This is a genomic window from Duganella hordei (assembly GCF_040369125.1).
GTDB lineage: Bacteria > Pseudomonadota > Gammaproteobacteria > Burkholderiales > Burkholderiaceae_D > Rugamonas > Rugamonas hordei.
The window spans coordinates 289787-316087 of record NZ_BPWI01000002.1; the positions used below are offsets into that span (position 1 = coordinate 289787).

General features: G+C 64.6%; 22 protein-coding genes. 16 read left to right on the forward strand and 6 right to left on the reverse strand.

Features of this window, described 5'->3' with window-relative positions; translation table 11 throughout:
* Nucleotide 1: 1 nt before the first annotated feature.
* The 10 genes from mraY (at nt 2) to ABWW33_RS05610 (ending at nt 11293) form a co-directional block, all read left to right on the forward strand.
* Complete coding sequence (gene mraY, locus ABWW33_RS05565; RefSeq protein ID WP_176654638.1) at nt 2-1171, forward strand: phospho-N-acetylmuramoyl-pentapeptide-transferase; 1170 nt, start codon at nt 2-4, stop codon at nt 1169-1171.
* Nucleotides 1171-2679 (forward strand): UDP-N-acetylmuramoyl-L-alanine--D-glutamate ligase, encoded by a 1509-nt coding sequence (murD, locus tag ABWW33_RS05570; RefSeq protein ID WP_353399808.1) that lies wholly within the window; start codon nt 1171-1173, stop codon nt 2677-2679. The genes mraY and murD overlap by 1 nt, the downstream gene beginning before the upstream one ends.
* Nucleotides 2679-3899, forward strand: coding sequence for a putative lipid II flippase FtsW (ftsW, locus tag ABWW33_RS05575; RefSeq protein ID WP_176654636.1), 1221 nt, complete (start codon nt 2679-2681; stop codon nt 3897-3899). Before murD ends, ftsW begins: the two co-directional genes overlap by 1 nt.
* On the forward strand, nt 3896-4963 hold the full coding sequence (gene murG, locus ABWW33_RS05580; protein WP_353399811.1) for an undecaprenyldiphospho-muramoylpentapeptide beta-N-acetylglucosaminyltransferase: 1068 nt from the start codon (nt 3896-3898) through the stop codon (nt 4961-4963). The genes ftsW and murG overlap by 4 nt, the downstream gene beginning before the upstream one ends.
* A 10-nt stretch (nt 4964-4973) precedes the next feature.
* Nucleotides 4974-6365, forward strand: coding sequence for a UDP-N-acetylmuramate--L-alanine ligase (murC, locus tag ABWW33_RS05585; RefSeq protein ID WP_176654635.1), 1392 nt, complete (start codon nt 4974-4976; stop codon nt 6363-6365).
* Between the two features lie 2 nt (nt 6366-6367).
* Nucleotides 6368-7327 carry a D-alanine--D-alanine ligase gene (locus tag ABWW33_RS05590; protein ID WP_176654634.1) on the forward strand — a complete coding sequence of 320 codons (960 nt, stop codon included), beginning with the start codon at nt 6368-6370 and terminating at the stop codon, nt 7325-7327.
* 8 nt (nt 7328-7335) lie between these two features.
* Nucleotides 7336-8127 (forward strand): cell division protein FtsQ/DivIB, encoded by a 792-nt coding sequence (locus tag ABWW33_RS05595; protein WP_176654633.1) that lies wholly within the window; start codon nt 7336-7338, stop codon nt 8125-8127.
* 10 nt (nt 8128-8137) lie between these two features.
* Entirely contained in the window at nt 8138-9370 is a 1233-nt protein-coding gene (ftsA, locus tag ABWW33_RS05600) for a cell division protein FtsA (RefSeq protein WP_008445439.1), read from the forward strand.
* Between the two features lie 110 nt (nt 9371-9480).
* On the forward strand, nt 9481-10707 hold the full coding sequence (gene ftsZ / locus ABWW33_RS05605) for a cell division protein FtsZ (RefSeq protein ID WP_176654632.1): 1227 nt from the start codon (nt 9481-9483) through the stop codon (nt 10705-10707).
* An 82-nt stretch (nt 10708-10789) separates the two neighbouring features.
* A complete protein-coding gene (locus ABWW33_RS05610; protein WP_176654631.1) occupies nt 10790-11293 on the forward strand; it encodes a peroxiredoxin in 504 nt (167 codons plus the stop codon).
* A 50-nt stretch (nt 11294-11343) separates the two neighbouring features.
* Here ABWW33_RS05610 and ABWW33_RS05615 read toward each other — a convergent pair whose 3' ends face one another.
* A complete protein-coding gene (locus ABWW33_RS05615) occupies nt 11344-11811 on the reverse strand; it encodes a DUF2244 domain-containing protein (RefSeq protein ID WP_353399818.1) in 468 nt (155 codons plus the stop codon).
* 56 nt (nt 11812-11867) lie between these two features.
* On the reverse strand, nt 11868-12644 hold the full coding sequence (locus ABWW33_RS05620) for a class I SAM-dependent methyltransferase (RefSeq protein WP_353399821.1): 777 nt from the start codon (nt 12642-12644) through the stop codon (nt 11868-11870).
* Nucleotides 12645-12735: 91 nt separating this feature from the next.
* Here ABWW33_RS05620 and ABWW33_RS05625 point away from each other — a divergent pair, with 91 nt between their 5' ends.
* The 4 genes from ABWW33_RS05625 to lpxC all read left to right on the forward strand — a co-directional run bounded on the left by ABWW33_RS05625 (nt 12736) and on the right by lpxC (nt 16133).
* On the forward strand, nt 12736-13506 hold the full coding sequence (locus tag ABWW33_RS05625; protein WP_353399824.1) for a helix-turn-helix transcriptional regulator: 771 nt from the start codon (nt 12736-12738) through the stop codon (nt 13504-13506).
* Between the two features lie 75 nt (nt 13507-13581).
* Nucleotides 13582-14127, forward strand: a complete 546-nt coding sequence (locus ABWW33_RS05630) for a DUF2867 domain-containing protein (RefSeq protein ID WP_176654627.1) — start codon at nt 13582-13584, stop codon at nt 14125-14127.
* Between the two features lie 204 nt (nt 14128-14331).
* A complete protein-coding gene (locus ABWW33_RS05635) occupies nt 14332-15174 on the forward strand; it encodes a DMT family transporter (RefSeq protein ID WP_176654626.1) in 843 nt (280 codons plus the stop codon).
* 23 nt (nt 15175-15197) lie between these two features.
* The gene (gene lpxC / locus ABWW33_RS05640; RefSeq protein WP_176654625.1) at nt 15198-16133 is read left to right on the forward strand and encodes a UDP-3-O-acyl-N-acetylglucosamine deacetylase; all 936 of its coding nucleotides are present in this window, start codon (nt 15198-15200) and stop codon (nt 16131-16133) included.
* Here lpxC and ABWW33_RS05645 read toward each other — a convergent pair.
* Nucleotides 16130-16624, reverse strand: a complete 495-nt coding sequence (locus ABWW33_RS05645) for a DciA family protein (RefSeq protein WP_353399828.1) — start codon at nt 16622-16624, stop codon at nt 16130-16132. The genes lpxC and ABWW33_RS05645 overlap by 4 nt on opposite strands.
* A gap of 211 nt (nt 16625-16835) precedes the next feature.
* On the opposite strand from ABWW33_RS05645, the gene secA reads away from it, so the two are divergent.
* Both secA and ABWW33_RS05655 read left to right on the forward strand, forming a co-directional pair.
* Entirely contained in the window at nt 16836-19619 is a 2784-nt protein-coding gene (secA, locus tag ABWW33_RS05650) for a preprotein translocase subunit SecA (RefSeq protein ID WP_176654623.1), read from the forward strand.
* A 224-nt stretch (nt 19620-19843) separates the two neighbouring features.
* Nucleotides 19844-22459: a glycoside hydrolase family 3 C-terminal domain-containing protein gene (locus tag ABWW33_RS05655; RefSeq protein ID WP_353399832.1), complete on the forward strand. Its 2616-nt coding sequence runs from the start codon at nt 19844-19846 to the stop codon at nt 22457-22459.
* Nucleotides 22460-22497: 38 nt separating this feature from the next.
* On the opposite strand, the gene ABWW33_RS05660 is transcribed toward ABWW33_RS05655, so the two are convergent.
* The 3 genes from ABWW33_RS05660 to ABWW33_RS05670 form a co-directional block, all read right to left on the reverse strand.
* Nucleotides 22498-24489 (reverse strand): ATP-binding protein, encoded by a 1992-nt coding sequence (locus ABWW33_RS05660; RefSeq protein ID WP_176654621.1) that lies wholly within the window; start codon nt 24487-24489, stop codon nt 22498-22500.
* 77 nt (nt 24490-24566) lie between these two features.
* Nucleotides 24567-24965 (reverse strand): type 2 periplasmic-binding domain-containing protein, encoded by a 399-nt coding sequence (locus tag ABWW33_RS05665; protein WP_176654620.1) that lies wholly within the window; start codon nt 24963-24965, stop codon nt 24567-24569.
* A 13-nt stretch (nt 24966-24978) separates the two neighbouring features.
* On the reverse strand, nt 24979-26196 hold the full coding sequence (locus ABWW33_RS05670) for a porin (protein WP_176654619.1): 1218 nt from the start codon (nt 26194-26196) through the stop codon (nt 24979-24981).
* Between the last annotated feature and the right edge of the window lie 105 nt (nt 26197-26301).

Below are 26301 nucleotides of genomic sequence, written 5' to 3' on the forward strand. Positions count from 1 at the left end.
CATGCTGCTCTGGCTCGCACAATATTTCCAGCAGGACCTCGGACCACTCCGCGTCTTCAACTTCATCACCTTCCGCGCCGTCTTCGCGACGATCACGGCGCTGGTCATCGGCCTGGGCGCCGGCCCGGCCGTGATCCGCAAACTGACGGCCATGAAGTACGGCCAGGCCGTGCGCACCGACGGTCCGCAAACGCACCTGAAAAAACACGGTACCCCGACCATGGGCGGCGTGCTGCTGCTGATCGCCATCGGCGTCTCGACGCTGCTGTGGTGCGACCTGTCGAACCGCCTGATCTGGCCTGTGCTGGTGGTCACGCTGGGCTTCGGCGCGGTCGGCTGGGTCGACGACTACCGCAAGGTGGTGCGCCAGGATCCCGAAGGCATGCGTTCGGCGGAAAAATACTTCTGGCAGTCGCTGGTCGGCGTGGCAGCGGCGTTGTACCTGGCGTTCTCGGTGTCCGCGCCGAACGCGGGCAAGGTGTTCGAGCTGTTCTTCGCCTGGGTGCAGTCCGGCTTCTCGATGGACCTGCCGCCGAAAGCCGACCTGATCGTCCCGTTCTTCAAGACCATCAGCTATCCGCTGGGCGTGTGGGGTTTCATCGCGCTGACCTACTGTGTCATCGTCGGCACCAGCAACGCCGTTAACTTCACCGATGGGCTGGACGGCCTGGCGATCATGCCGACGATTATGGTCGGCTCGGCACTGGGCCTGTTCGCCTACCTGACCGGCAGCGCGACGTATTCGAAGTACCTGTTCATTCCGCATATTCCCGGCGCGGGCGAACTGATTATCTTCTGCGGCGCACTGGCCGGCGCGGGTTTGGCTTTTCTGTGGTTTAACACGCACCCTGCGCAAGTGTTCATGGGCGACGTCGGCGCGTTGGCGCTGGGCGGCGCGCTGGGCACCATCGCCGTGATCGTGCGCCAGGAAATCGTCTTGTTCATCATGGGCGGCATCTTCGTCGCTGAAACGCTGTCCGTGATTATCCAGGTGGGCTGGTTCAAGATCACCAAGAAGCGCTTCGGCGTCGGCCGCCGCGTGTTCCTGATGGCGCCCTTGCATCACCACTTTGAACAAAAAGGCTGGAAAGAGACCCAGGTCGTCGTGCGTTTCTGGATTATCACGATGATGCTGGTACTGATTGGTTTGTCTACGCTGAAGCTGCGCTGATGATTTACGAAGGCAAAAACGCACTGGTATTGGGACTGGGTGAATCCGGTCTGGCGATGGCGCTGTGGCTCGCCCGCAGCGGCGCGCGCGTGCGCGTTGCCGATACCCGTGAGTCGCCGGACCGTTTGCCTGCGTTGCGCGAAGCGATCTCCGACGTGGAATTCATCGCCGGTCCGTTCGGCGCTACGCTGCTGGATGGCGTGGACTTTGTCACCGTCAGCCCCGGCCTGGCGCCCGGCCGCGAACTGAAAGAGATCGCACCGGCCGCCGCCGCGGCGAACATCCCGGTATGGGGCGAGATCGAATTGTTCGCGCAGGCGCTGGAAGCGCTGGAAAATGAACGCGCCTACACGCCCAAGGTCATCGCCATCACCGGCACCAACGGCAAGACCACGGTCACCACGCTGGTCGGCCAACTGTGCGAACGCGCCGGCAAGACGGTGCGCGTGGCCGGCAACATCAGCCCTGCAGCGCTGGACGTGCTGCGCGAAGTGATGGACAACGAAGCGTTGCCCCAAGTGTGGGTGCTGGAATTGTCCTCCTTCCAGCTGCAGACCACCTACACGCTGGAGGCGGATGCCGCCACGGTGCTGAACGTGACCCAGGACCACCTGGACTGGCACGGCGACATGCCGTCCTACGCCGCCGCCAAGCACCGCATCTTCGCCGCCGACACGGTACGCGTCCTGAACCGCGACGACGCCACCGTCATGCGCATGGCCAGCGCCACCGGCGTCAATGTCACCTTCGGCACCGACGCGCCGACGCTGCGCGACGACCTTGGCCTGAACAACGAGCGCGGCGTGCTGTGGCTGGCCACCGCCGTTCCGGCCGAGGAAGAGGGCGAACCGAAGAAACGCAAGAAGAACGATCCGCCGCCACCGCCGGTCGAGTGCACGGTCAAGAACCTGATGCCGGCCGACGCGCTGCAGATCCGCGGCGTGCACAACGCATCCAACGCGCTGGCCGCGCTGGCGCTGTGCCGCGCCATCGACCTGCCGCTGGCGCCATTGCTGCACGGCCTGCGCGAGTATCGCGGCCAGCCGCACCGCGTGGAGCTGGTCGGCGCCATCAGCGAAGTCGAGTACTACGACGACAGCAAGGGCACCAACGTCGGCGCCACGGTGGCCGCATTGAACGGCCTGGGCAAGGCCTTCGCCGGCGCGGAACAGCGCCTGGTGGTCATCATGGGCGGCGACGGCAAGGGCCAGGACTTCACGCCGCTGGCCGAGCCGGTATCGCGCTATGTGCGCGCCGTGCTGCTGATCGGCCGCGACGCGCCGCTGCTGCGCACCGCGCTGGAGCCATCCGGCGTCGAGCTGGAAGACTGCGGCACCGACCTGCCGCTGGCTGTCAGGCGCGCGAGCGAACTGGCGCAGGCCGGCGACGCCGTGCTGCTGTCGCCGGCCTGCGCCAGCATGGACATGTTCAAGAACTACGCGCATCGCGCCCAGGTGTTCATCGACGCCGTGCGCGATATCGCACTCGACGCAGGACAGGAGATCTGATGGCCTTCCAGCTGCCGTTCCGCTTCGCTGAAAAGTCGACAGGCATGTCGATGGACAGCCGCGCGCGTCAGTCGAAGATGATGGAATACGACCAGCCGCTGGTCTGGGTCACGCTGTTGCTGATGCTGTTCGGGATGGTGATGGTGTATTCGGCCTCGATCTCGCTGCCGGACTCGCCGAAATACGTCAACTACGTCCGTTGGCAGAACACCTACTTCCTGCAGCGGCAGGCGATGTTCATCGTGGTTTCGCTGGTCGTCGGCCTGTTCGTGTTCCGCATCCGCATCGCCGATTTGCAGAAGGCCGCGCCTTATCTGTTCGCCGGTACGCTGGTGATGCTGTTCCTGGTGCTGGTGCCCGGCCTGGGCTCGGTGGTCAACGGCTCGCGCCGCTGGCTGTCGCTGGTGGTGATCAAGATCCAGCCGTCTGAGCTGATGAAGGTGGTCGCCGTGCTGTACGCCGCCGACTACACCGTGCGCAAGCAGGAATACATGCACAAGCTGACCAAGGGCTTCATGCCGATGGCCGCGGCGGTCGGCGTGGTCGGCCTGCTGCTGCTGCTGGAGCCGGACCTGGGCGCCTTCGGCGTGATCGTCTGCATCGCGATGGGCATCCTGTTCCTGGGCGGGATCAACGCCGTCTGGTTCGGCGGCATCGGCCTGGTGCTGGTGGCGATCTTCGGGTCGATCATCGCGCTGTCGAAGTTCCGCCGCGAGCGCTATTTCGCCTACCTCAATCCGTGGGAAGAGGACAACGCATTGAACAAGGCTTACCAGCTGACGCACTCGCTGATCGCTTTTGGGCGCGGCGAGTTGTTTGGCGTCGGCCTGGGCGGCAGCGTGGAAAAGCTGCACTACCTGCCGGAAGCGCACACCGACTTCATCATGGCGGTGATCGGCGAGGAACTCGGCCTGGCCGGCGTGCTGGTGGTGATCGCGCTGTTCTACTGGATCGTCAAGCGCGCCTTCGACATCGGCCGCCAGGCCATCGCCATCGACCAGACCTTTGCCGGCCTGACGGCCAAGGGCATCGGCATCTGGATCGGTGTGCAGACGTTTATTAATATGGGTGTCAACCTTGGCCTGCTGCCGACCAAGGGCTTGACCTTGCCGCTGATGAGCTATGGCGGCACGGGTGTTGTGATTAACTGCGTCGGGCTCGCGATCCTGCTCCGGATCGACTACGAGAACCGGGTCCTGATGCGTGGTGGCAGATTATGAAACGATTAATGATTATGGCGGCCGGTACGGGCGGTCATATTTTCCCCGGCCTGGCGATCGCGCAAACCATGCGCGCGCGCGGCTGGGAAGTGAGCTGGCTGGGCACTTCCGCCGGCATGGAGCAGGACCTGGTGCCGAAGCACGGCATCGCGATGGACAGCATCGACTTCACCGGCATGCGCGGCAAGGGCATCAAGCATTCCCTTGCCGGCGCGCTGAAGATGGTCAAGGCGTTCGTCGACTGCTTCGGCTTCATCGGCAAGCGCAAGCCGGATGTGGTGATGGGCATGGGCGGTTACGTGACGGTACCGGGAGGCTTGATGTCGCGCATGCGCGGCGTGCCGCTGGTGCTGGTGAATGCGGATGCGGCGCTGCTGCTGTCGAATAAGACGCTGGTGCCGTTCGCGGACCGCGTGTGCTTCGGCTTCCCCGCCAATTTCGGCAAGGCCGCCAGCAAGGCTGTCGTCACCGGCAACCCGGTGCGCAAGGAGATTTTGGACATGCCGATGCCTGCGCTGCGCTTCGCCGGCCGCGAAGGCCCGCTGCGCATCCTGGTGGTGGGCGGCAGCCTGGGGGCGAAAGCGCTGAACGACAACCTGCCGGCCGCGCTGGCGTTGATCCCGGCCGCGCGGCGTCCGGTGGTGACGCACCAGTCGGGCAAGAAGAATATCGATGCCCTGCGTGCGGCGTATGCGCAGGCGGGCGTGGAAGCGAACGTGGTGGACTTCATCGACGACATGGCGGCTGCCTACAGCGCCGCCGACGTGGTGATCTGCCGCGCCGGCGCGATCACGCTGTCGGAACTGACGGCGGCCGGCGTGGCCAGCGTGCTGGTTCCGCTGGTCGCATCGACCACCAGCCACCAGCGCGAAAACGCGAAGTGGATGGCGAAACAAAACGCGGCGATTCATATGCCGCAGACGGAAATGAGCGCGCAAAGTGTGGCGACGCTGCTGGAAACGCTGACCCGCGGCGCTTGTCTGACCATGGCCAACGCGGCCCTGGGCGTTGGCAAGCGCGACTCCAACGACGCTATCGCCACCGTATTGGAACAACTGGCATGAGAACTAAGCTGTGAAACATAAAGTACAAAACATTCACTTCGTCGGCATCGGCGGCAGCGGTATGAGCGGCATCGCCGAGGTACTGCTGACGCTGGGCTATACCGTGTCCGGCTCGGACCTGGGCAGCAACGCCGTCACGCAACGCCTGGCCGACATGGGCGCGCAGGTGTTCCAGGGCCATGCGGCGGAAAACATCGGCAAGGCCGACGCCGTCGTCACCTCGACCGCCGTCCAGCAGGACAATCCTGAAGTGGTGGCCGCGCGCAGCCGCAAGATCCCTATCGTTCCACGCGCGGTGATGCTGGGCGAATTGATGCGCCTGAAGCGCGGCATCGCCATCGCCGGCACGCACGGCAAGACCACCACCACCAGCCTGGTGGCGTCGGTGCTGGCGCAGGGCGGGCTGGATCCGACCTTCGTCATCGGCGGCCGCCTGACCTCCGCCGGCGCCAACGCCAAGCTGGGTACCGGCGACTACCTGGTCGCGGAAGCCGACGAATCGGATGCATCGTTCCTGAACCTGACGCCGATGATCGAAGTCATCACCAACATCGATGCCGATCACATGGAAACCTACGAGCACGACTTCGAGAAGCTCAAGCAGGCCTTTGTGAACTTCACGCACCGCCTGCCATTCTACGGCCGCGCGATGCTGTGCATCGACGATCCGCATGTGCGGGCCATCATCCCGCAGGTGACCAAGCCGGTGACCACCTACGGCTTTGCCGAGGATGCGGAAGTGCGTGCCGTGAACGCGCGCGCAGTCGGCGTCGAGATGCACTTCACCGTGATCCAGGAAGGCTATCCGGACCTGGACGTGGTGCTGAACCAGCCCGGCCTGCACAACGTGCAGAACGCCTGCTCGGCGATCGCCATCGCGCGTGAAATCGGCATCGAGGACAGCGCCACCCAGGCCGGCCTGGCCGGCTTTGCCGGCGTCGGCCGCCGTTTCACCAAGTACGGCGACGTCGCCATTCCAGGCGGCGGCACCTTTACGCTGGTCGACGACTTCGGCCACCACCCGCTGGAAATGGAAGTGACGATGGCCGCCGCGCGCGCCGCCTATCCGGGCCGCCGCCTGCTGCTGGCTTTCCAGCCGCACCGCTACAGCCGTACGCGGGACCTGTTCGAGGACTTCGTCAAGGTACTGGGCGCGCCGGACGTGCTGGTGCTGGCCGAAGTCTACGCCGCCGGCGAAGCGCCGGTGGTGGCCGCCGACGGCCGCGCGCTGGCGCACGCATTGCGCGCACGCGGCAAGACGGAACCGATTTTCGTGGAGGCGATCGGCGATATGCCGGAAACCATCATGAGCGTAGTGCGCGACGGCGACGTCGTGATGACCATGGGCGCAGGCTCGATCAGCGGCGTCCCGGCAAAACTGACTAATTACACTAAGGTCTGAAAGTGAATCACCTTACTTCTACTGACGCAAAAGCATACGGCAAGGTCGGCGTGCTGTTCGGCGGCCGTTCCGCCGAACGCGAAGTCTCGATCATGTCCGGCACCGGCGTTGCGAAGGCGCTGCAAAGCAAGGGCGTGGACGCCCATCTGTTCGACACCGGCGAGCGCTCGCTGGCCGAACTGGCCGCTGAAAAATTCGACCGCGTTTTCATCGCGCTGCACGGCCGCTACGGCGAAGACGGCAGCCTGCAGGGCGCGCTGGAACTGCTGGGCATACCCTACACCGGCAGCGGCGTGATGGCCAGCTCGGTGGGCATGGACAAGATCACCACCAAGATCGTCTGGCTGGCCGCCGGCGTGCCGACGCCGCGCTACGCGGTGCTCAACGCCGGCTCCGACCTGGATGCCGTGGCCGCCGACCTGGGCCTGCCGCTGATCGTCAAGCCGCCGCATGAAGGCTCGACCATCGGCATCACCAAGGTCAACGCCGCCGATGAACTGAAAGCCGCCTACGACATCGCCGCCGCGCTGGACGATTCGGTGCTGGCCGAGGAATTCGTCACCGGCCGCGAATTCACGGTCGCCATCCTCGGCTCGGGCGCTGCCGCGCGCGCGCTGCCGGTGGTGGAGATCGTCGCCCCGGAAGGCAATTACGACTACCAGAACAAGTACTTCACCGACGACACCAAGTATTTCTGCCCCGCCGCGCTGCCGGAAGCGCTGAGCGAAGAGATGCGCCGCATCGCCCTGCAAGCCTATCTGGCGCTGGGTTGCGAGGGGTGGGGCCGGGTCGACGTGCTGCTGCGCGAGCGCGATCAGAAGCCGTTCCTGCTGGAGGTGAACACTTCCCCTGGCATGACCAGCCATTCGCTGGTGCCGATGGCCGCGCGCGCGGAAGGCATCAGCTATGAGGACCTGTGCGTGGAAATCCTGCGCACGGCGCGCTTGAAGATGAAGGGATAAGCGGCAGGATGTGGCAAGACGCAAAAGCCTTGAATGCGACCGCCAGTGCCATTTTCGTGCTGGCGCTGTTGTCGTGCATCGGGGCCGGCGTGTGGTGGGTGGCGCAGCGTCCGATGTTCAACCTGCGCACCATCCGCATCGAGACGATAGGGCAGGACGAGTTAAAGCATGTGAATCACCTGACGCTGCGCAGCAACGCGCTGGGCCGCATCAAGGGCAACTTCTTCACGACCAACCTGGATGCGGTGCGCCAGGCGTTTGAATCGGTGCCCTGGGTGCGCCGCGCAACGGTACGCCGCGAATGGCCGGACCAGTTGATCGTGGCGCTGGAAGAGCATGAGGCGTTGGGAACGTGGGGCGAGGACGGCAAGCTGCTGTCGACCAAGGGCGATGTGTTCACCGCCAACCTGGCCGAGGCGGAAGAGGACCACACGCTGCCGGAGTTCGATGGACCGGACGGCAGCGAGAAGGAAGTGCTGTCGCGTTACGATGAGCTGCGCGCGTGGTTCGCGCCGCTCAAGCTGGTGCCGGAGTCGCTGTCGCTGTCGGGCCGGTATGCGTGGACGGTGAAACTGAGTAACGGCATGAGCGTGGCGCTGGGGCGCGAACAGACCAGCACCACGTTGAAGGAAAGGGTGGACCGCCTGACCGGGATTTATCCGCAGCTGGTGGAGCACTTGCAGAACATCGACACGATCGATATGCGGTACCAGAACGGGCTGGCCCTGAGCGCGACGGGATTGAAGATTCCGACAGAGGGAACCAAGCCAAAACCGATAGTGAAGAAAAAAATTCAGTAGGCAGAGATAAATGACTAAAGACGCTAAAAACCTGATCGTTGGCCTCGACATCGGCACCTCGAAAGTGGTGGCCGTGGTGGCCGAGGTGATGGGCGATGGACGCCACGAAGTGATAGGCCTGGGCCAGCACGAGTCCAAGGGCCTGAAGAAAGGCGTGGTGGTCAACATCGAAGCGACCGTCGAATCGATCCAGCGCGCGCTGGAAGAGGCGGAGCTGATGGCCGACTGCAAGATCCGCAATGTCTATGCCGGCATCGCGGGCAGTCATATCCGCAGCTTCAATTCCAGCGGCATGGTGGCGATCAAGGACAAGGAAGTGACGGCGACCGACGTGGCGCGCGTCATCGAAACGGCAAAGGCGGTTAACATTCCGACCGACCAGCAGCTGCTGCATACGGTACCGCAGGAATTCATCGTCGACAGCCAGGAAGACGTGCGCGAACCGATCGGCATGAGCGGCATCCGGCTGGAAGTCAAAGTCCATATCGTGACCGGCGCCGTGTCCGCGGTGCAGAACATCGTCAAGTGCGTGCGCCGCTGCGGACTGGAAGTGTCGGACCTGATTTTGCAGCCGATGGCTTCGGCCGACGCGGTGCTGACGCCGGACGAGAAGGAACTGGGCGTGGTGCTGATCGACATCGGCGGCGGCACCACCGACGTCGCCGTGTTCTCGGACGGCGCGATCCGCCACACCGCCGTGATCCCCATCGCCGGCGACCAGATCACCAACGACATCGCGATGGCGCTGCGCACGCCGACCTCGGAAGCGGAAGAGATCAAGATCCGCTACGGCGTGGCCAAGCAGGTGCTGGCCGATCCGGGCGAGACGCTGGAAGTGCCGGGCCTGGGCGACCGCGGTCCGCGCAACCTGTCGCGCCAGGCGCTGGCCGCCGTGATCGAGCCGCGCGTCGAGGAGCTGTTCGCGATGGTGCACCAGGTGGTGCGCGAATCCGGCTACGAAGGCGTGCTCTCGTCGGGCATCGTGCTGACCGGCGGCACCGCGATCATGCCGGGCATGGTCGAGATGGCGGAAGACATTTTCCTCAAGCCGGCGCGCCTAGGCACGCCGGACTACCGCGGCCAGCTGGCCGACGTGGTGCGCAGCCCGCGCTACGCGACGGTGCTGGGCCTGTTGTTGGAAGCGAAAAAGCAGTACCTGCGTGGCCATATCGTCACGCGGCAGGATGGATCGGTAAAGGCAGTATGGCAGCGCATGAAGGAATGGTTCCTCGGTAATTTTTGAAGTAAAACGCGACGTTTTTTTAATATTGAAACCGCAGTTTTCAATCCCCAGTTCTTCTAAAAAATATGAGGACTGGCGCTTGAAAACCGCATTCTGATAGGGAGTACATCATGGAGTTTGATATGGTCGATAACGCAGCTTTGGGTACCGTCATCAAGGTCGTCGGAGTCGGCGGAGCAGGTGGCAACGCAGTTCAACACATGATCAACAAGGGCATGTCCGGCGTGGAATTCATCGCCGCGAACACCGACGCCCAGGCGCTGTCGACCTCCAAGGCCGACAACATCATCCAGATCGGCGAGACCGGTCTGGGCGCCGGCATGAAGCCTGACGTCGGCCGCAAGCTGGCCGAGGAATCGCGCCAGCGCATCGAAGACTCGCTGCGCGGCGCGCACATGGTGTTCATCGCCGCCGGCATGGGCGGCGGCACCGGCACCGGCGCCGCGCCGATCGTGGCGGAAATCGCCAAATCGCTGGGCGCGCTGACCGTGGCCGTGGTGTCGAAGCCGTTCTCGCACGAAGGCCAGAAGTGCATGGACATCGCCGACGAAGGCCTGGAAGCCCTGTCGGCCAACGTCGACTCGCTGATCGTGATCCTGAACGAGAAGCTGGAAGAGATCTACGAAGACGAATCGCTGATCGAATGGCTGCAGCACGCCGACGATGTGCTCAACAACGCCGTTGCCGGTATCGCCGAGATCATCAACGTTCCGGGCCACATCAACGTCGACTTCAACGACGTCAAGACCATCATGGGCGAGCAGGGCAAGGCCATGATGGGCACCGCGACCGCGTCCGGCGTCGACCGCGCGCGCATCGCCGCCGAGCAGGCCGTGGCCTCGCCGCTGCTGGACGGCGTCGACCTGTCGGGCGCGCGCGGCGTGCTGGTCAACGTGACCGCCTCGCGCGGCCTGAAAGGCAAGGAGATCAAGGAAGTCATGGCCGCCGTGCGCGCGTTTGCGGCGCCGGACGCGTCGATCGCCCAGGGCATCGCCTACGACGACGACATGGGCGACAACATCCGCGTCACCGTGGTGGCGACCGGCCTGGGCAAGGCCAAGAAGCACGTGCAGCTGGTTCCTCAGCAGATGCTGCGCACCGGCACCCACAACAGCCCGATGATGCCATCGGCTGCACTGGGCGGCGGCGCCGCCTCGGCGGGCGTGTCGATGGGCGCGACCGGCGGCATGGGCGGCGGCGCATCGCCGGCCTTCGACGGCATGAAGGCGCCGGCGGTATGGCGTCGCGAATCGGCTTCCGAACAGGTGCGCGCGATGGAGAAGAATGGCATGGAGACCTACGACATTCCAGCCTTCCTGCGCAAACAGGCCGATTAAGGCATACTGCTCGTTCTATGCCGGTGAAAGCCGCGCTTAGGCGCGGCTTTTTTACGTTCAACATTCATAAAAGGAGTCATACATGACCATCAAGATTGGCGACACCCTGCCAGAAGGCACCCTGTCCGAATTCATCGAAACCGAAACCGAAGGCTGCTCGCTCGGCCCGAACACGTTCAACGTACAAGACCTGGTCAAGGGCAAGAAGATCGCGATCTTCGGCCTGCCAGGCGCCTACACCCCGACCTGCTCGGCACAGCACGTGCCAGGCTACGTCAAGCACGCCGCCGACCTGAAAGCCAAGGGCGTCGATGAAATCTGGTGCATCTCGGTCAACGACGCCTTCGTCATGGGCGCCTGGGGCCGCGACCAGAAAGCCACCGGCATCGTCCGCATGATGGCCGACGGCAACGCCGCCTACTCCAAGGCCCTGGGCCTGGACGCCGACTTCAGCAAGTTCGGCATGGGCACCCGCTCGCAGCGCTACTCGATGCTGGTCGACAACGGTGTCGTGACCCAGCTGAACATCGAGCAAGGCGGCAAGTTCGAAGTGTCGAACGCGGAAACCCTGCTGGCCCAGGCCTAATCGCCGGTCCGGTTTGATGCGGTAGCAAAACGGCGCTGCGGCGCCGTTTTTTATTGCCGGCCGTGACTGCTCAAGCATGTCGCCAGCTCGTCGGCCAGCTTGCGCCGCTGGGCTGAACTCAGGAAGCGGCCCACTTCGATCTGCTCGCCACGGTCTTCGAGATGGATGGGATCGCTGTCGCCCCTTGGCGGCAGCAGGCGGGTGGTAGGGGGATGCAGGCGCCGTTCGCTGCGCTTGCTGCCCCGGCGCTGCTCGACCATGATGGCGGCGGGGGAAATGTCGATGCGGTCGTAGTCGCCGCGATGGCGGGCGCAGTAGCCGAGGCAGGCCGCCAGCGCCGCCTGCTCCAGCACCGCATAGACCAGTACATACCAATAGCCTTGCCACAGGAACGCCAGCGCCACCAGCCCCGACGGCACGCACAGCGTCACGAACACCAGCGCCAGTTGACGCTGGGTCAGTGTGCAGCGGCGCTCCAGCAGCCAGCTGCGCGGTTCCGATGGCACATCGCGCGGCATTGCATTCTCCCTGAACGTAGGAGAAGTATAGCGTTGTTCGCCCGCGCGGGGCCGCCTCAGTAGATGTCGCCGAAGTCGTGTTTGGCCTTGAACAAGGTCGAGTCGATCGAGAACGAGCAGTCGGGCTGCACGGCGAAGTATTGCAGCGTCTCTTCCGGCGCGGTGCCGAACAGGCTGCGGATCGCCGCCACCCGCTCGGCCGGCGTGCGCATGCGGGCGGTCCATTCGTCGAATTTCATTTCCAGCTTCCAGTCGCTGACGCGCTCGCATTTGAAGCCCGCTTCGGCCAGCATCGCGCACCATTCGGACGGCCGGTAGTCGCGCACGTGCGAGCCGTCGCGCAGCAGTTCGACCGCTTGCAAGGTGGTGTCGTGCAGCGGATTTTCCGGCGCGGTGATGTCGATGACGACGAACAGGCCGCGTGGCTTGAGCACGCGCTTGACCTCGCGCAGCGCGGCCGGCACGTCGAACCAGTGGTGCGCGGAAAAGCGCGTGACGACCATGCAGAACGAGGCGTCGGCAAACGGCAACTGGCTGACGTTGCCTTGCCGCGTGGCGATGTTGGTCAGTCCACGCTCGCGCGCCGCGCCGGCCACCACTTCCAGCATTTGCGCCGACAGGTCGAACGCCGTCACCGATTCCGCCACCGGCGCCACCGCGAAGCCGGCGTGGCCGGCGCCGCAGCCCAGGTCCAGCACGATCGGCGGGCGCGGCAGTGCGGCGGCGAGCTCGCGCAGCGCGGCCAGGTCGGCCCCTTGCGAGTGGACTGTGCTGGTCAGGTAGGCGCTGGCGGTATTGCCGAACTGCTGGGCGACGACGGCTTGCTGTTGCATGGTTTTCTCCAAAAGTTGTGCGAGTCAGGGCAGAATAGGCGTGTTTTTATCCTGTAACAAGACAAGTACTTATCCTGGTATAAGGACTACCATGCACAACAAACTCGGCGAATTCATCCGTGCACACCGGGAGCGCACCACTCCGGGCAGTGTGGGCCTGCCCGGCGGCGGCCGGCGCCGCACGCCTGGGCTGCGGCGCGAAGAGCTGGCGCAGCTGTGTGAGGTCAGCCCGACCTGGCTGACCTGGCTGGAGCAGGGCAGGGCGGTGCAGGCGTCCAGCAAGATGCTGGCGCGGCTGGCGGAAGTGCTGCAACTGTCGCCCGCCGAGCGCGCCTACCTGTTCGGCCTGGCCGACCGGCTCGATCCGCATCACGACGACGGCGGCGGCACGGCCGAAGCGCTGGACGCGATCGTCATGGCCATCGGCGCCCCGGCCTACATCCTCGACCGGCAATGGGATGCGTTGGCGTGGAATCCGCAGGCGGCGCGGTTGTTTGCCGGCTGGCTGCCGTCGCAGCCGCAGCAGTCCCGGCCCAATCTGTTGCGCTACATGTTCGGCAATGCGGCGGCACGCGAGCTCATCGTCGACTGGCCGGAGCGCGCCCGGCGGCTGGTGGCCGAATTCCGCGCGGACATCGGCCGCCATGCCGGTGAGCCGCCGCTGGCCGGGCTGATCGCCGAACTGTCAGAGGCCAGCGCATTCTTCGCCGAACTGTGGACCTTGCAGGACGTGGTCGGCCGGGAAGGTGGCCTGCGCCGTTTCCGCCATCCGCTGCGTGGCGAGCTGGCCCTCAATCAAGTGACGCTGCACCCGGCCAAGCGGCACGATCTGAAGTTGGTGATGCTGCTGCCGCAGACTTGATTGGCCTGGCAACGACGATAGGAATTTGATGTTATAGTTTCTGCATCGTTCTGACGTTCCATTTATGGTTGACACATGCCGATCGAACTCAGCTTTGCAACGCCGGTTGCGCTTCCCGCGCAGTCCAGCATCACCGACCTCTACCAGTCGGTCAACCTGGCCGACGCATTTGCCATACGGCTGCCGTCCGGCGCCTCCGGTGATCCGGATCTGCTGGCCCGGTTCATCTTTGCGCATCAGCCTTCATGGATAGGGAAACTCACCACTCTTCGCGATGTGATCGTTGCCGGCTTTGGTCTGAAGACCGCCAGGCATCTGGCAACCCTAGCCCATGATGCGAGGGCTGAGCGGCTTGGCATCTTCAAGGTCTACCGTACCAGCGAAACTGAGATTGTGATGGGCGAGGACGATATGCATCTCGATTTCCGCGTGTCGGTACTGTGCAGCGGCAGGCCGGAGGCCGACGGCGGGCGCGAGCTGACCGTCTCGACGGTGGTCCATTGTCACAATCTGCTGGGGCGGGTCTACCTGTTTTGCATCGCGCCCATGCACCGCATGGTCGTCAAAGCCAGCCTGCGCCGCGCTGCGCATATCGGCTGGCCGGTCACGGCTTTAGAGTGAGCTGCCGGAAACTTTACTGAGAGGAGCACGGGAATAGCAAGGAAAGTAGCCCCTTGCTATAATCGAAACGACCGGGCACAGCCTGCCGGTCCTGGCTCCGGACGTCGCCATGATGACGTTTCCAGTGGTCCTCCCCGGACCTGTTGCAAGGAGCTTCCCCTGTCCTCCGTCACCCGCTCAGAAAACCTGCGCAGCATCTACGCGATGCTGGCCGCGGTCGCCATGTTCTCGTTCATGGACACCACCATGAAGCTGCTGTCCGCCCACTATCCCGCCACGCAAGTGACCGCCATGCGCGCCCTCAGTTCGCTGCCGCTGCTGTGCGGCTACATGCTGTATCGCGGCGCCTTCCGCGGCATCTTCCGCGTGCGCTGGGGCATGCATATTTTCCGCAGCCTGCTCGGCATCGCGATGTTGACCTCGTTTGCCTTTGGCCTGAAGGCGCTGTCGCTGGCCGAGGCGTATTCGATCTTCTTCATCGCGCCGTCGCTGATCACCGCGCTGTCCGTGTTCATATTGAAAGAGAAGGTCGGCATCGGCCAGTGGGTGGCCATCGCGGTCGGCCTGCTCGGCGTGCTGGTGGTGCTGCGTCCCGAGGGGACGGGCTTCCTGTCGCTGGGCGGGCTGGCGCTGCTGGGCTCGGCAGCGTGCTACGCGCTGTCGGCCGTCGTCAGCCGCATGCTGGCGCGCACCGACAGCAACGAGTCGATGATGTTCTGGTATTTGCTGCTGATGGCGGCCGGTGGCCTGGCGATGTCGGTCCAGCACTGGGTGCCGGTGCGCGCCGAGGACGGCTGGGTGCTGCTGGCGCTGGCGCTGAGCGGCTTCCTCGGCCAGTTGGCGATCACCCGCGCCTTCAGTTCCGGCAAGGCCTCGGTGGTGGCGCCGTTCGAGTACTCGGCGCTGGCCTGGGGCGTGGCGATCGACTGGCTGTTGTGGCAGACGCTGCCAGATGGCTACACGCTGCTGGGCGCCGCCATCATCATCGGCAGCGGCATCTACCTGGTGCGGCGCGAAGCGGTGCATGTCGAAGCTGAGCATCCTTAACTACAGTTCGCTATAATCGCCGGATGTTAAAACAACGCACCATCAAAGAACTGGTCCGCACCACGGGTGTCGGCCTGCACTCCGGCACCAAGGTCGAGCTGACCCTGCGCCCGGCCGCGCCCGACACCGGCATCGTGTTCCGCCGCGTCGACCTGACGCCCATCGTGGAATTCCCGGCCAGCGCCATGGCGGTGGGCGACACCCGCATGGCGTCCGTGCTGGTCAAGGACGGCGCCCGCGTGTCGACCGTCGAGCACCTGATGTCGGCCTGCGCCGGCCTGGGCATCGACAACCTGTACATCGAAGTGAGCGCCGAGGAAATCCCCATCATGGACGGCTCGGCCTCGTCTTTCGTGTTTTTATTGCAACAGGCTGGCGTGCTGGAACAGCCGTCGGCCAAGAAATTCATCCGCGTGCTGAAACCGGTGGAAATCCGCGAAGGCACGGGCGACAAGGAAAAATGGGCCCGGCTGACCCCGTACAACGGCTTCAAGCTGGACTTCTTCATCGAATTCAACCATCCGGCGGTCGACGGCACCCAGCAGCGCGCCCACGTGGACTTCGGCGACGTCTCCTATGTGCACGACGTGGCGCGCGCCCGCACCTTCGGTTTCATGCAGGACGTGGAAATGCTGCGCGGCATAGGCCTGGCGCGCGGCGGCTCGCTGGAAAACGCCATCGTGATGGACGAGTACCGCATCCTCAATACCGACGGCCTGCGCTACGACGATGAATTCGTGCGCCACAAGATCCTCGACGCGATCGGCGACCTGTACCTGGTCGGCCATCCGCTGCTGGCCAGCTACGAGGCGCACAAGTCCGGCCACGCGCTCAACAACCAGCTGCTGCTGGAGCTGCTGAAGCATCCGGAGGCGTATGAAATCGTCTCGTTCGAGACTAACGAGGTGGCTCCACCCTCCTATCTGCGCCAGATGGCGCGCGAGTGGGCACTAACTTAAGAAGTTTGCCGGCGGCGCGCCACCATGGCCTTCAGCGCCGCGATCAAGGTGGCGTTCTGCGGCGTGGCCTCCAGCGTATCGCCCAGCTCGTCGAAGGCCGTCACGGCCGCATCCGACAGCGATAGCGAGCGCATCTGCTCCTTGATCTCGGCCGGCTTGGTCATCTGCACCTTTAATTTCACGCCGTGCACCTGCCAGCCGCGGCGCGCCAGCGTCTCCTGCAGCTTGGGCAGTTGCTGCTTGAGCTTGGCCGCCAGCGACGCGTTCGGCAGCGACAAGATCAGCTGCCCATCCTCGAACGCCAGGATTTCGCAATACTTGAACATGGCCGGCAGGGCCGCCGCGCAGTCCTTTTGCAGCGAGGCCATGCGTTCTATGGCGGGCAGCAATGCTGCCATTTTGTCATCGCGGCGCAGGAAATCGGTCGCCTCGACGGCGGTGCGGCGTTTGATGGACAGGTTGGAGGAGTTGAAGCGCATGCGCAGCAACATATCACAGCGGCAAAAAAACGTCACCACCGGTTAAAATGCCTTGATTTTGTGACATTGTTCACTGTTGGGCTATTGTTATATAAGCCAATAACCCAATGTAGGCGCGGACGCATGATAAAATCACCGTCTTTTGCCATAGTCGAACTCCGTGCGGTAAGGCGTTTTTCACCTACAGAGCTTTTTTTAACGGCGTTTTTTCAAGAATTCAAGCATGTCATTACTGACCCAGATTTTCGGTAGCCGCAACCAGCGGCTGCTCAAGCAATACCAAAAAACGGTACGCGAGATCAATGCGCTCGAGCCGGCGATGGAAAAACTGTCGGACGCCGAGCTGCAAGCGAAAACGCCTGCATTCAAGGAACGCATCGCCAATGGCGAGGAGCTCGATACGCTCCTGCCCGAAGCGTTTGCCGTCTGCCGCGAAGCGAGCAAGCGCGTCTTCAAGATGCGCCACTTCGACGTGCAGCTGATCGGCGGCATGGTTCTGCACTACGGCAAGATCGCCGAAATGGGCACCGGCGAGGGCAAGACCCTGACCGCGACCCTGCCGGCCTATCTGAACGCGCTGTCGGGCAAGGGCGTGCACATCGTCACCGTCAACGACTATCTGGCGCAGCGCGACGCGGAAACCATGGGCAAGCTGTACAGCTGGCTGGGCCTGACCACCGGCATCAACCTGTCGCAGATGGAGCACGCCACCAAGCAGGCGGCCTACGCGTCCGACATCACCTACGGCACCAACAACGAATTCGGCTTCGACTACCTGCGCGACAACATGGTGTTCGAGGCCCGCGACCGCGTGCAGCGCGCGCTGAACTTCGGCATCGTCGATGAAGTCGACTCGATCCTGATCGACGAAGCCCGCACCCCGCTGATCATCTCCGGCCAGGCCGAGAACCACACCGACCTGTACTACAAGATCAATGAACTGCCGCGCCTGCTGACCCAGCAGATTGGCGAGGAAACCCCGGACGGCAAGGGCAAGATCGAAGTCCCGGGCGACTACACCAAGGACGAAAAAGCCCACCAGGTGCTGCTGACCGAAGCCGGCCACGAAAAGGCCGAAGCGATCCTGACCAAGATGGGCCTGCTGCCGGAAGGCGCCTCGCTGTACGACTCGGCCAACATCACGCTGGTGCACCACCTGTACGCGGCGCTGCGCGCGCACGCGCTGTACTTCAAGGATCAGCACTACGTGGTGCAGAACAATGAAGTGGTGATCGTCGACGAATTCACCGGCCGCCTGATGACGGGCCGCCGCTGGTCCGACGGCCTGCACCAGGCAGTCGAAGCGAAAGAGGGCGTGAAGATCCAGAACGAGAACCAGACGCTGGCCTCGATCACCTTCCAGAACTACTTCCGCATGTATGCGAAGCTGGCCGGCATGACCGGTACCGCCGATACCGAAGCCTACGAATTCCAGGAGATCTACGGCCTCGAGACCGTGGTGATCCCGCCTAACCGTCCTTCGCAGCGCAAGGACCGCCAGGACCAGGTCTACAAGACCTCGGCCGAGAAGTACAACGCCATGATGCTGGAAATCCGCGAGTGCTACGACCGCGGCCAACCGGTGCTGGTCGGTACCACCTCGATTGAAAACTCGGAACTGCTGTCGGGCATCCTGACCAAGGGCGGCCTGCCGCACAACGTGCTGAACGCCAAGCAGCACGCCCGCGAAGCGGAAATCATCGCCCAGGCGGGCAGCCCGAAAGCGATCACCATCGCCACCAACATGGCCGGTCGCGGTACCGACATCGTGTTGGGCGGTAACGTCGAAAAGCAGATCCAGTTCGTCGAAGCCAATCCTGAACTGAGCGACGCCGACAAGGCCGCGCAGGCCAAGGCGCTGCGCGACGGCTGGCAGGCGCTGCACGAGCAGGTGGTTGCCGCCGGCGGCCTGCACATCGTCGGCACCGAGCGTCACGAATCGCGCCGGGTGGACAACCAGCTGCGCGGCCGCGCGGCGCGCCAGGGCGACCCGGGCATGTCGCGCTTCTTCCTGTCGCTGGACGACCAGCTGCTGCGCATCTTCGCGGGCGACCGCGTGCGCGCCATCATGGACCGCCTGAAGATGCCGGAAGGCGAACCGATCGAAGCGGGCATCGTTTCGCGTTCGATCGAATCGGCGCAGCGCAAGGTCGAGGCACGCAACTTCGACATCCGCAAGCAGTTGCTGGAATACGACGACGTCGCCAACGACCAGCGCAAAGTGATCTACCAGCAGCGTAACGAGCTGCTGGAAACCACCGACATTTCGGAGCTGATCGAGTCCCTGCGCCACGGCGCCTTCACCGACCTGGTACGCGAATACGTGCCGGCGGAATCGGTCGAGGAGCAGTGGAACATCAAGGGCCTGGAAGCGGCGCTGGCGTCGGAGTGGCAGATTGACCTGCCGCTGCGCTCCATGCTGGAAACGGAACAGAACCTGAACGACGACGACATCCTGGAACGCGTGCTGGCCGCGGCCGACGCGCTGTACCAGTCGAAGATCGATATCGTCGGCAAGGAATCGTTCGGCGGCTTCGAGCGCAACGTCATGCTGCAGAGCGTCGACAGCCACTGGCGCGAGCACCTGGCCGCGCTGGACCACCTGCGCCAGGGGATCCACCTGCGCGGCTATGCGCAAAAGAATCCGAAACAGGAATACAAGCGCGAGGCGTTCGAACTGTTCGGCCAGATGCTGGACATGATCAAGAACGAAGTGGTCAAGCTGATCATGACGGTACGCATCCAGTCGCGCGAAGAGATCGACGCTGCGGAAGCGGCCATGCAACAGTCGCACGTGGAAAACGTGCACTACCAGCACGCCGACTTCAACCCGAACGCCGCGCCGGAGGAACTGCTGGCGCCCGCGCAGGTAAGCGGCCTGCCGCCGGAACTGCAAGGCCTGAGCGGCGAACAGCTGATGGAGCTGGGCCTGAAGGTCGGCCGCAACGATCCATGCCCTTGCGGCAGCGGCAAGAAGTACAAGGCCTGCCACGGCAAGCTGGCTTGAACAGCCTGGCGTGAAGCAAACAAACCCGTAAAGTCCAGGCTTTACGGGTTTTTTTTGCGCATGCAAACGGCTGCGATATCCATAGTGATATCGGTGTTCGTTAAAAAGTTATTGGTTATTCAGTAATCCCCGCATTACATTTCCATGGCTGCACTTTGGACGACAGGATCACGAGCAAAAATGGTACCGCAACCATTTTTGACTTCTATAACATTGGAACTAACATGAAAAAAAATACGGGGACATCCACCTACTGCGCGCTGCTCCTGGCGTTGGCCATTCCGGCCGCCGCCCAGGGCGCCGATGTGCGGACCCAGGCGGAAACGCAGGCCCGCGCCCTGGTGGCGCAGATGACGCTGGACGAAAAGATAGACCAGTTGCTGAACGTGGCGCCGGCCCTGCCGCGCCTCGGTATCCCCGCCTACAACTGGTGGACCGAGTCGCTGCACGGCGCGCTGGGACCGGTGCCGACCACCAACTTCCCGGAACCCATCGGGCTCGCCGCCAGTTTCGACGCCCCCCTCGTCCAGCAGGTCGCCTCGGCGATCAGCGTCGAGGTCCGCGCGCTGCACACGCTGGGCCGCGCGACCGGGCACCTGGGACGCATCGGCACCGGCCTCGACACGTGGTCGCCGAATATCAATATCTTCCGCGATCCGCGCTGGGGGCGCGGGCAGGAGACGTATGGCGAAGACCCGCAGCTGACGGCGGCGCTGGGTGTCGCCTTCATCCAGGGCATGCAGGGCCCGAACCCGGACCTGCCGCAGGTGATCGCCACGCCCAAGCATTTCGCCGTGCACAGCGGGCCGGAATCGACCCGCCACCTCGCGGACGTCTTCGTCTCCGCGCATGACCTGGAAGACACCTATCTGCCCGCGTTCCGCGCCGCCATCGTGGACGGCAAGGCCGGATCGATCATGTGCGCCTACAACCGCATCGACGGCCAGCCGGCCTGCGGCAGCGAACTGCTGCTCAAGCAAACCCTGCGCGGCGCCTGGGGCTTCAAGGGCTATGTGGTGTCCGATTGCGATGCCGTGACCGATATCTCGGAGCAGCACAAATATGCGCCGGATCCGGCCGCCGCGGTGGCCGTGGCCTTGAAGGCCGGCACCGACAACGAGTGCAACACCAAGACGCTGGGCGACGTGCCGGGCTTGAGCGCGCGTTACCGCGAAGCGTGGCAGCGCGGCCTGATCGGCGGCGCCGATATCGACCGCGCGCTGGTGCGCCTGTTCTCGGCGCGCTATCGCAACGGCGACCTCGCGGGATTCGCACCGCGCGGCGGCAGCGCCGTCCCGGTCAGCGCCATCGGCACGGCGGCGCATCAGGAGCTGGCGCTGCAGGCCGCGACCAAGAGCCTGGTGCTGCTGAAGAACGATGGCGTGCTGCCGCTCAAGCCCGGCCTGAAGCTGGCGGTGATCGGTCCGCTGGCCGACGCCACCCGCGTCCTGCGCGGCAATTACTCCTCGACGCTGTCGGCGCCGCCGGTGTCGGTGGTCGACGGCTTGCGCCGCGTGCTGCCGCAGGCGCGGGTGACGCTGGTGCCCGCCGGCGCCTCGGTCACCGACGGCGATCCGGTTCCGGCGGCCGCGCTGCGCACGCCCGACGGCCAGCCCGGCCTGCGCGCGGACTACTTCAACCGCAACGACGGCAAGTACGACGGCACGCCGGCCGCCACCCGCATCGAACCGGGGCTGGAATCGCATGCGCTCGAGCTGAAGCAGGTCGACGAACACCACATGGTGGTCTGGAGCGGCGACCTGGTCGCGCCGGAGAGCGGCACCTACCGCCTCGGCGTGACCGGCGTGAAGGGGACGCTGACGGTGGGTGGCCGGCCGGCGGTCGAAGCCCTGGCCTATTCGCAATGGGCGGAACCGTTGCAACTGCATGAGGTCCGGCTGGAGCAGGGCCAGCGCTACCCGCTGCGCTTCCATGCGGAGGCGGGCGGCAGCGGCGTGCCCGGCCTGTACTGGAAACGGGTCTCGACCGACGTCGATGCCGACCTGAAGGCCGGCACCGCCGACGCCGACGTCATCGTCGCCGTGGTCGGCCTGACTTCGGATCTGGAAGGCGAAGAGATGGCGCTGAAGATCGACGGCTTTGCCGGCGGCGACAAGACCTCGCTGGACCTGCCGGCGGAACAGCGCCGTTTGCTGGAGCGCGCCAAGGCGCTGGGCAAACCCCTGGTCGTGGTCCTGATGAACGGCAGCGCGCTCGACCTGTCGTGGGCGAAGGACAACGCCGCCGCCATCCTGGAAGCCTGGTATCCGGGCCAGGCCGGCGGCCTGGCGGTCGCCAACGTGCTGGCGGGCCGCGCCGATCCCGGCGGACGCCTGCCGCTGACCTTCTACCGCGGCCTGGCCGACCTGCCGCCCTTCGACGACTACGCGATGCAGGGGCGTACCTACCGCTATTACGCCGGCACGCCGGTCTATTCGTTCGGCGACGGCTTGAGCTACACCACCTTCAGCTATACGCCGCTGCGGATAGCGCCGGTGGGCGGCGCGCCGGAAAACGGCGTGGTGGTCACCACCGAGATCGCCAACACCGGCGCCCGCGCCGGCGACGAGGTCGCCCAGCTGTACCTGACGCCGCCGGCATTCGAGGGCGCGCCGCGGCTGGCGCTGCGCGGTTTCCAGCGCGTGACGCTGAAGGCGGGCGAGCGCCGCCAGATCAGCTTCCGTCTGTCGCCGCGCGACCTGAGCTTTGTTACGCGCGATGGCACGCGGCAGTTGATGCCCGGCCAGTACAAGCTGAGCGTCGGCTCGGGCCAGCCCGGGGCGGGGGCGGGACAGCAGACAACACTGGTATTGAACCGCACCGTGCTGCTGGCAAAGTAGGCTGGAGAACAGAAAGGGATCGCGAACACGGCGGCGTTTTACTTCGTCTCGCGCTGCGGTGCGACGCGCGGCAGCAACATGCGCACCGCCGTGCCCACGCCCGGCGCCGAATCGATGGTGATGCGTCCGCCCAGCACGCCGGTCACGATGTTATAAACGATATTCATCCCCAGCCCGGTGCCGCCCTGGCCCATCTTGGTGGTGAAGAACGGATCGAACACCTTGCGCAGCACGTCCTCCGGCATGCCGGCGCCGTCGTCGCTGAACATCAGCTCGACGATGCCTTCGTCGACCGTCTCGCCGCGCACGGTGATGGTGCCGCCGTGGCGGCCCTCGAAGGCGTGGTTGAGCGCGTTGTTGATCAGGTTGTTCAAGACCTGGTACAGCGCGCCCGGATAGGAGTCGAACACCAGCCCTTCCTCGATCTGCATCACCGCCTCGCAGCCGCTGCGGCGCAGGCGCGGCAGGTAGGTGGCCAGCGTGTCGTGCACCGCCGCCTGCAGGTCGAACGTGCGCCGCTGGTCGTTGGTCTGGTCGACCGCGATCTGCTTGAACGACGAGATCAGTTCCGCCGCCTTGTGCAGCGAACCGGAAATCAACTGGCTGGCCATGCGCACCTCGTCCAGGTGCGCCGTCAGTTCGGAGCGCCGCAGCGCGCCCGCCGCCACGTGGCGGTCGAATTCCACCACGCGGTCGCGCAGCGCGGTCGACGCCAGCAGGCTGTTGCCGATCGGCGTGTTCAGTTCGTGCGCGATGCCGGCCACCAGCGATCCCAGCGACGCCATCTTCTCCGCCGCCAGCAGCTCGTCCTGGGTGCGCTGCAGGGTCTCGAGCGCCGCGCTCAGGTCGGCGTTGGCGCGCTCCAGCGCGGCCGAGCGTTCGCTCACGCGGCTCTCCAGCGACACGTTCAAGTCCTTCAGCTCGCGCTTGGCGTTGAGTTCCTCGGTCAGGTCCAGCAGCGCCCAGATGATGGACGGGTTGCCGTCCAAGGTCAGCGACGACGACCAGATCGCCACGCTGCCCACGCTGCCGTCGGGCAGCAGTACGCCGGCCACCGCGCCATGCACGGCGCCTTCGGTCCGGTACATATCCCAGATGCGTTCGCGCTCGATGGCGCTGGCCCAGAACGGCACTTCGTCGCTGCGCTTGCCGATCAGGTTGGTGGCGGCCGCGCCGAAGGTATGCGTCAGCGCACGGTTGGCGGCGACGATGCGGCCGTCGCGGTCCGATACCGTCAGCGGCAGCGGCGCCATGTCGAACAGGGTCTTGAAGCGCGCCTCCGATTCCGACAGCCGCAATTGCGACTGCTCCAGCTGGGCGATGCGTTCGCGCAGCGTCGCGCTCATGGTGTTGAGCGCGCGGGTGAAGACGGTGATCTCGTCGCCGCCCTCGACCGGCAGCGCCTTGCTGTAGTCGCCCAGCGCCATCTGTTCCGACTGGCCCGTCAGCGCGTCCAGCCGGCGTCCGATGCCGTGGGTGAAGGCGTAGAACAGCACCAGCCCGAGCGCCAGGCCGACCAGCGAAATCAGTCCACCCTGGACCATCACCTCGTCGCGCGCCTGTTTCAGGTCCTTGGTGGTGAGGCCGAAGTTGACCGAGCCGATGCGGTTATCCTGCAGCAGCAGCGGCGAGCGCGCGTGCAGCGTGGCGCCGCTGATGAGGGTGCGCACGCCTTTGAAGCTGGTGCCTCCGCCTTGCCTGAGGATTTCGGGCAGCGGCATGGCGCGCTTGCCCACTTCGATGATAGGTTGTTCGTCCTGGTCGAGGATGACGAGGTAGCGCAGGAAGCTGTCGTCCGGGTCGGACAGCATCTCGGCCAGGTAGCCGGCCAGTTCCGGCAGGCGGCCGCGCGTGGCGTAGGGACTGAGGGAGAGGTTGAGCGTTACCGCGTATTCTTGCGCGACCCGCTCGGCGTTGGTGCTGACGGCGTGGTTCATCAGGCGCAGGCTGTTCCAGATCAGCAGGCCGACCACCAGCGCCTGGATGACGGCGCTCAGCAGCAGGAATTTCGCGCGCAGCGATAGTCTCAAAACATGCACTCCCGGTGGGTATGCCAGGAGCGCGCCCGCCGCCCTGTGGGACGGCGGGATGAAGCGGCTGCCTGGGGTTAAGGCAGGGTAAGGATCACCTTGACGGTATCGTCCACTGCCGACTTGTCAATATAACCGATCGCCTTCGGATCGGCAGCAACTGCTTTCTTCACCTCGGCATTGTTCGGATATTCCTTCGGCGGCGTGGCCTTGCCGGTGAAGACCAGCTTGGACCACAGGGCCTTGACCTGTGCCGGATCCTTTTCCGCGACTTTCTGGTAGAACTCGGCGCGGATGTGGGAGCCTTCGGCCTGGTCGATCGGGGTGAACAAGTTGGATTTACCGAGGAAGAACTGCGACGCCTGTTCCGAGAACATGCGGGTCGCCGGATTCTTCTGGCTGACGATGACGACGGTTTCCGCCGAGGCGGCGGCGGCCAGCGACGACAGCAGCGCGGCGATAATCAATTTTTTCATGTGTGCCTCCCGATCAGAATACGAAGTCGAGCGCGGCGCCGACGACGGTAACGTTGTTGGTGATGCCGGCTGCCGGTACGTAGATCAGCGAACCCGATTTGGTCTTGGGCTTGACGCGGTCGACCTGCACCTTCAGCGCGATCGATTTGGCGAAGTCCCAACGCACGCCGATCAGGTCGGACGATTGCTCGGCCGATTTCAGCAGGCCGTACACGGTCGAACCCAGCGGGCCGGTTTTCGGGAAGGTGGCCGGCGGAGTCACCGAGCTGCCCGCGTCGGTGTAGGCGGCGTGCGCGTAGTACGGCAGCACCTTGCCGACGCGGTAGCCGGCCAGCACGTACCAGGCGTTGGTGTCCGGGATGTAGACGGCTTCCTTGGCGCGGCGCTGCGCGTACTCGGTCTGCACCAGGATGCTGTTCCAGTCCATGGTCGCGCCCAGCGAGGTGAAGGCGATCTTCTTGCCGTCGGTCAGGCCGATGTCGTTGGCCAGCTGGCCGAAGCCGACCTTGGTCAGCGTCGCGGTCAGGCTGTTGATCGGGGTCAGGTCGTTGCTCTTCAGGTCAGCTTGCGCGTGGCCGACGCGCACCAGGAACGGGCCGTATTCGCCGGTGAAGCTGATGCCGACGGCCGGCGCGCGGTAGGTGGCGACGACGCCGCCGGCGGTCGGGATGAACAGCTTGCCGCGGCTGACGCCGGCGAACGCCTGGGTGGTGAAGTTGAAATCGCCGAAGGCGCGCTGGAAGTTGACGTCGGCGCCGTCGACGTTTTCAATCGGGGCCTGGCCGTACATCTCGATCGGCGGACGCATCATGGTATTGGCGTAGCCGACGTTCTGGTAGTCGGAGATCAGGAAGATGGCCGGCACGACGCGGCCGACGCGCACGCTGACTTCATCGTTGACGCGGGCCTTGAGGAAGGCCCAGGTCAGGTCGGTGGTGAAGCTCGGGCTGGTGTTCTTGCGGGTCAGGATCTGCGCGGTGCCCGACAGCCAGTCGTTGAGCTTGTAGGTCGCCTGCAGGCCCAGGTTGGAGTCCAGGCCGATCTTGGCCTTGTCGGCCACGCCTTCGGCCTGGTTGTAGCGGGCAAACTGCGCTTGATCGGTATTGCTCTTGGCGACGCCCAGCGTGCCGAAGCCGCTGATGCTCAGGTTGCCGTCATCCAGGGTGCCGGCCTGCGCTTGCAGAGCGGCGGTGGCGGCGAAGACGGCAGCTGCTAAAACTTGCTTTTTCATGTGGTCTGTATCCTTTGATTTATTGTCCGTGTGGTCTGCGGCAGACGATCGTGTCGTCTTTTTGTCTCGTGACATGCGGGGGTGGGCATTTCGGGGCTCACGATA

Coding starts and splice junctions, on each gene's coding strand:
- secA (WP_176654623.1), top strand. CDS start 16,836: ATGTCATTACTGACCCAGATTTTCGGTAGCCGCAACCAGCGGCTGCTC.
- murG (WP_353399811.1), top strand. CDS start 3,896: ATGAAACGATTAATGATTATGGCGGCCGGTACGGGCGGTCATATTTTC.
- ABWW33_RS05610 (WP_176654631.1), top strand. CDS start 10,790: ATGACCATCAAGATTGGCGACACCCTGCCAGAAGGCACCCTGTCCGAA.
- ABWW33_RS05595 (WP_176654633.1), top strand. CDS start 7,336: ATGTGGCAAGACGCAAAAGCCTTGAATGCGACCGCCAGTGCCATTTTC.
- lpxC (WP_176654625.1), top strand. CDS start 15,198: ATGTTAAAACAACGCACCATCAAAGAACTGGTCCGCACCACGGGTGTC.
- ABWW33_RS05670 (WP_176654619.1), bottom strand. CDS start 26,196: ATGAAAAAGCAAGTTTTAGCAGCTGCCGTCTTCGCCGCCACCGCCGCT.
- ABWW33_RS05665 (WP_176654620.1), bottom strand. CDS start 24,965: ATGAAAAAATTGATTATCGCCGCGCTGCTGTCGTCGCTGGCCGCCGCC.
- ftsZ (WP_176654632.1), top strand. CDS start 9,481: ATGGAGTTTGATATGGTCGATAACGCAGCTTTGGGTACCGTCATCAAG.
- ftsW (WP_176654636.1), top strand. CDS start 2,679: ATGGCCTTCCAGCTGCCGTTCCGCTTCGCTGAAAAGTCGACAGGCATG.
- ABWW33_RS05645 (WP_353399828.1), bottom strand. CDS start 16,624: ATGTTGCTGCGCATGCGCTTCAACTCCTCCAACCTGTCCATCAAACGC.
- mraY (WP_176654638.1), top strand. CDS start 2: ATGCTGCTCTGGCTCGCACAATATTTCCAGCAGGACCTCGGACCACTC.
- ABWW33_RS05630 (WP_176654627.1), top strand. CDS start 13,582: ATGCCGATCGAACTCAGCTTTGCAACGCCGGTTGCGCTTCCCGCGCAG.
- ABWW33_RS05655 (WP_353399832.1), top strand. CDS start 19,844: ATGAAAAAAAATACGGGGACATCCACCTACTGCGCGCTGCTCCTGGCG.
- murD (WP_353399808.1), top strand. CDS start 1,171: ATGATTTACGAAGGCAAAAACGCACTGGTATTGGGACTGGGTGAATCC.
- ftsA (WP_008445439.1), top strand. CDS start 8,138: ATGACTAAAGACGCTAAAAACCTGATCGTTGGCCTCGACATCGGCACC.
- ABWW33_RS05625 (WP_353399824.1), top strand. CDS start 12,736: ATGCACAACAAACTCGGCGAATTCATCCGTGCACACCGGGAGCGCACC.
- ABWW33_RS05615 (WP_353399818.1), bottom strand. CDS start 11,811: ATGCCGCGCGATGTGCCATCGGAACCGCGCAGCTGGCTGCTGGAGCGC.
- ABWW33_RS05620 (WP_353399821.1), bottom strand. CDS start 12,644: ATGCAACAGCAAGCCGTCGTCGCCCAGCAGTTCGGCAATACCGCCAGC.
- ABWW33_RS05635 (WP_176654626.1), top strand. CDS start 14,332: ATGCTGGCCGCGGTCGCCATGTTCTCGTTCATGGACACCACCATGAAG.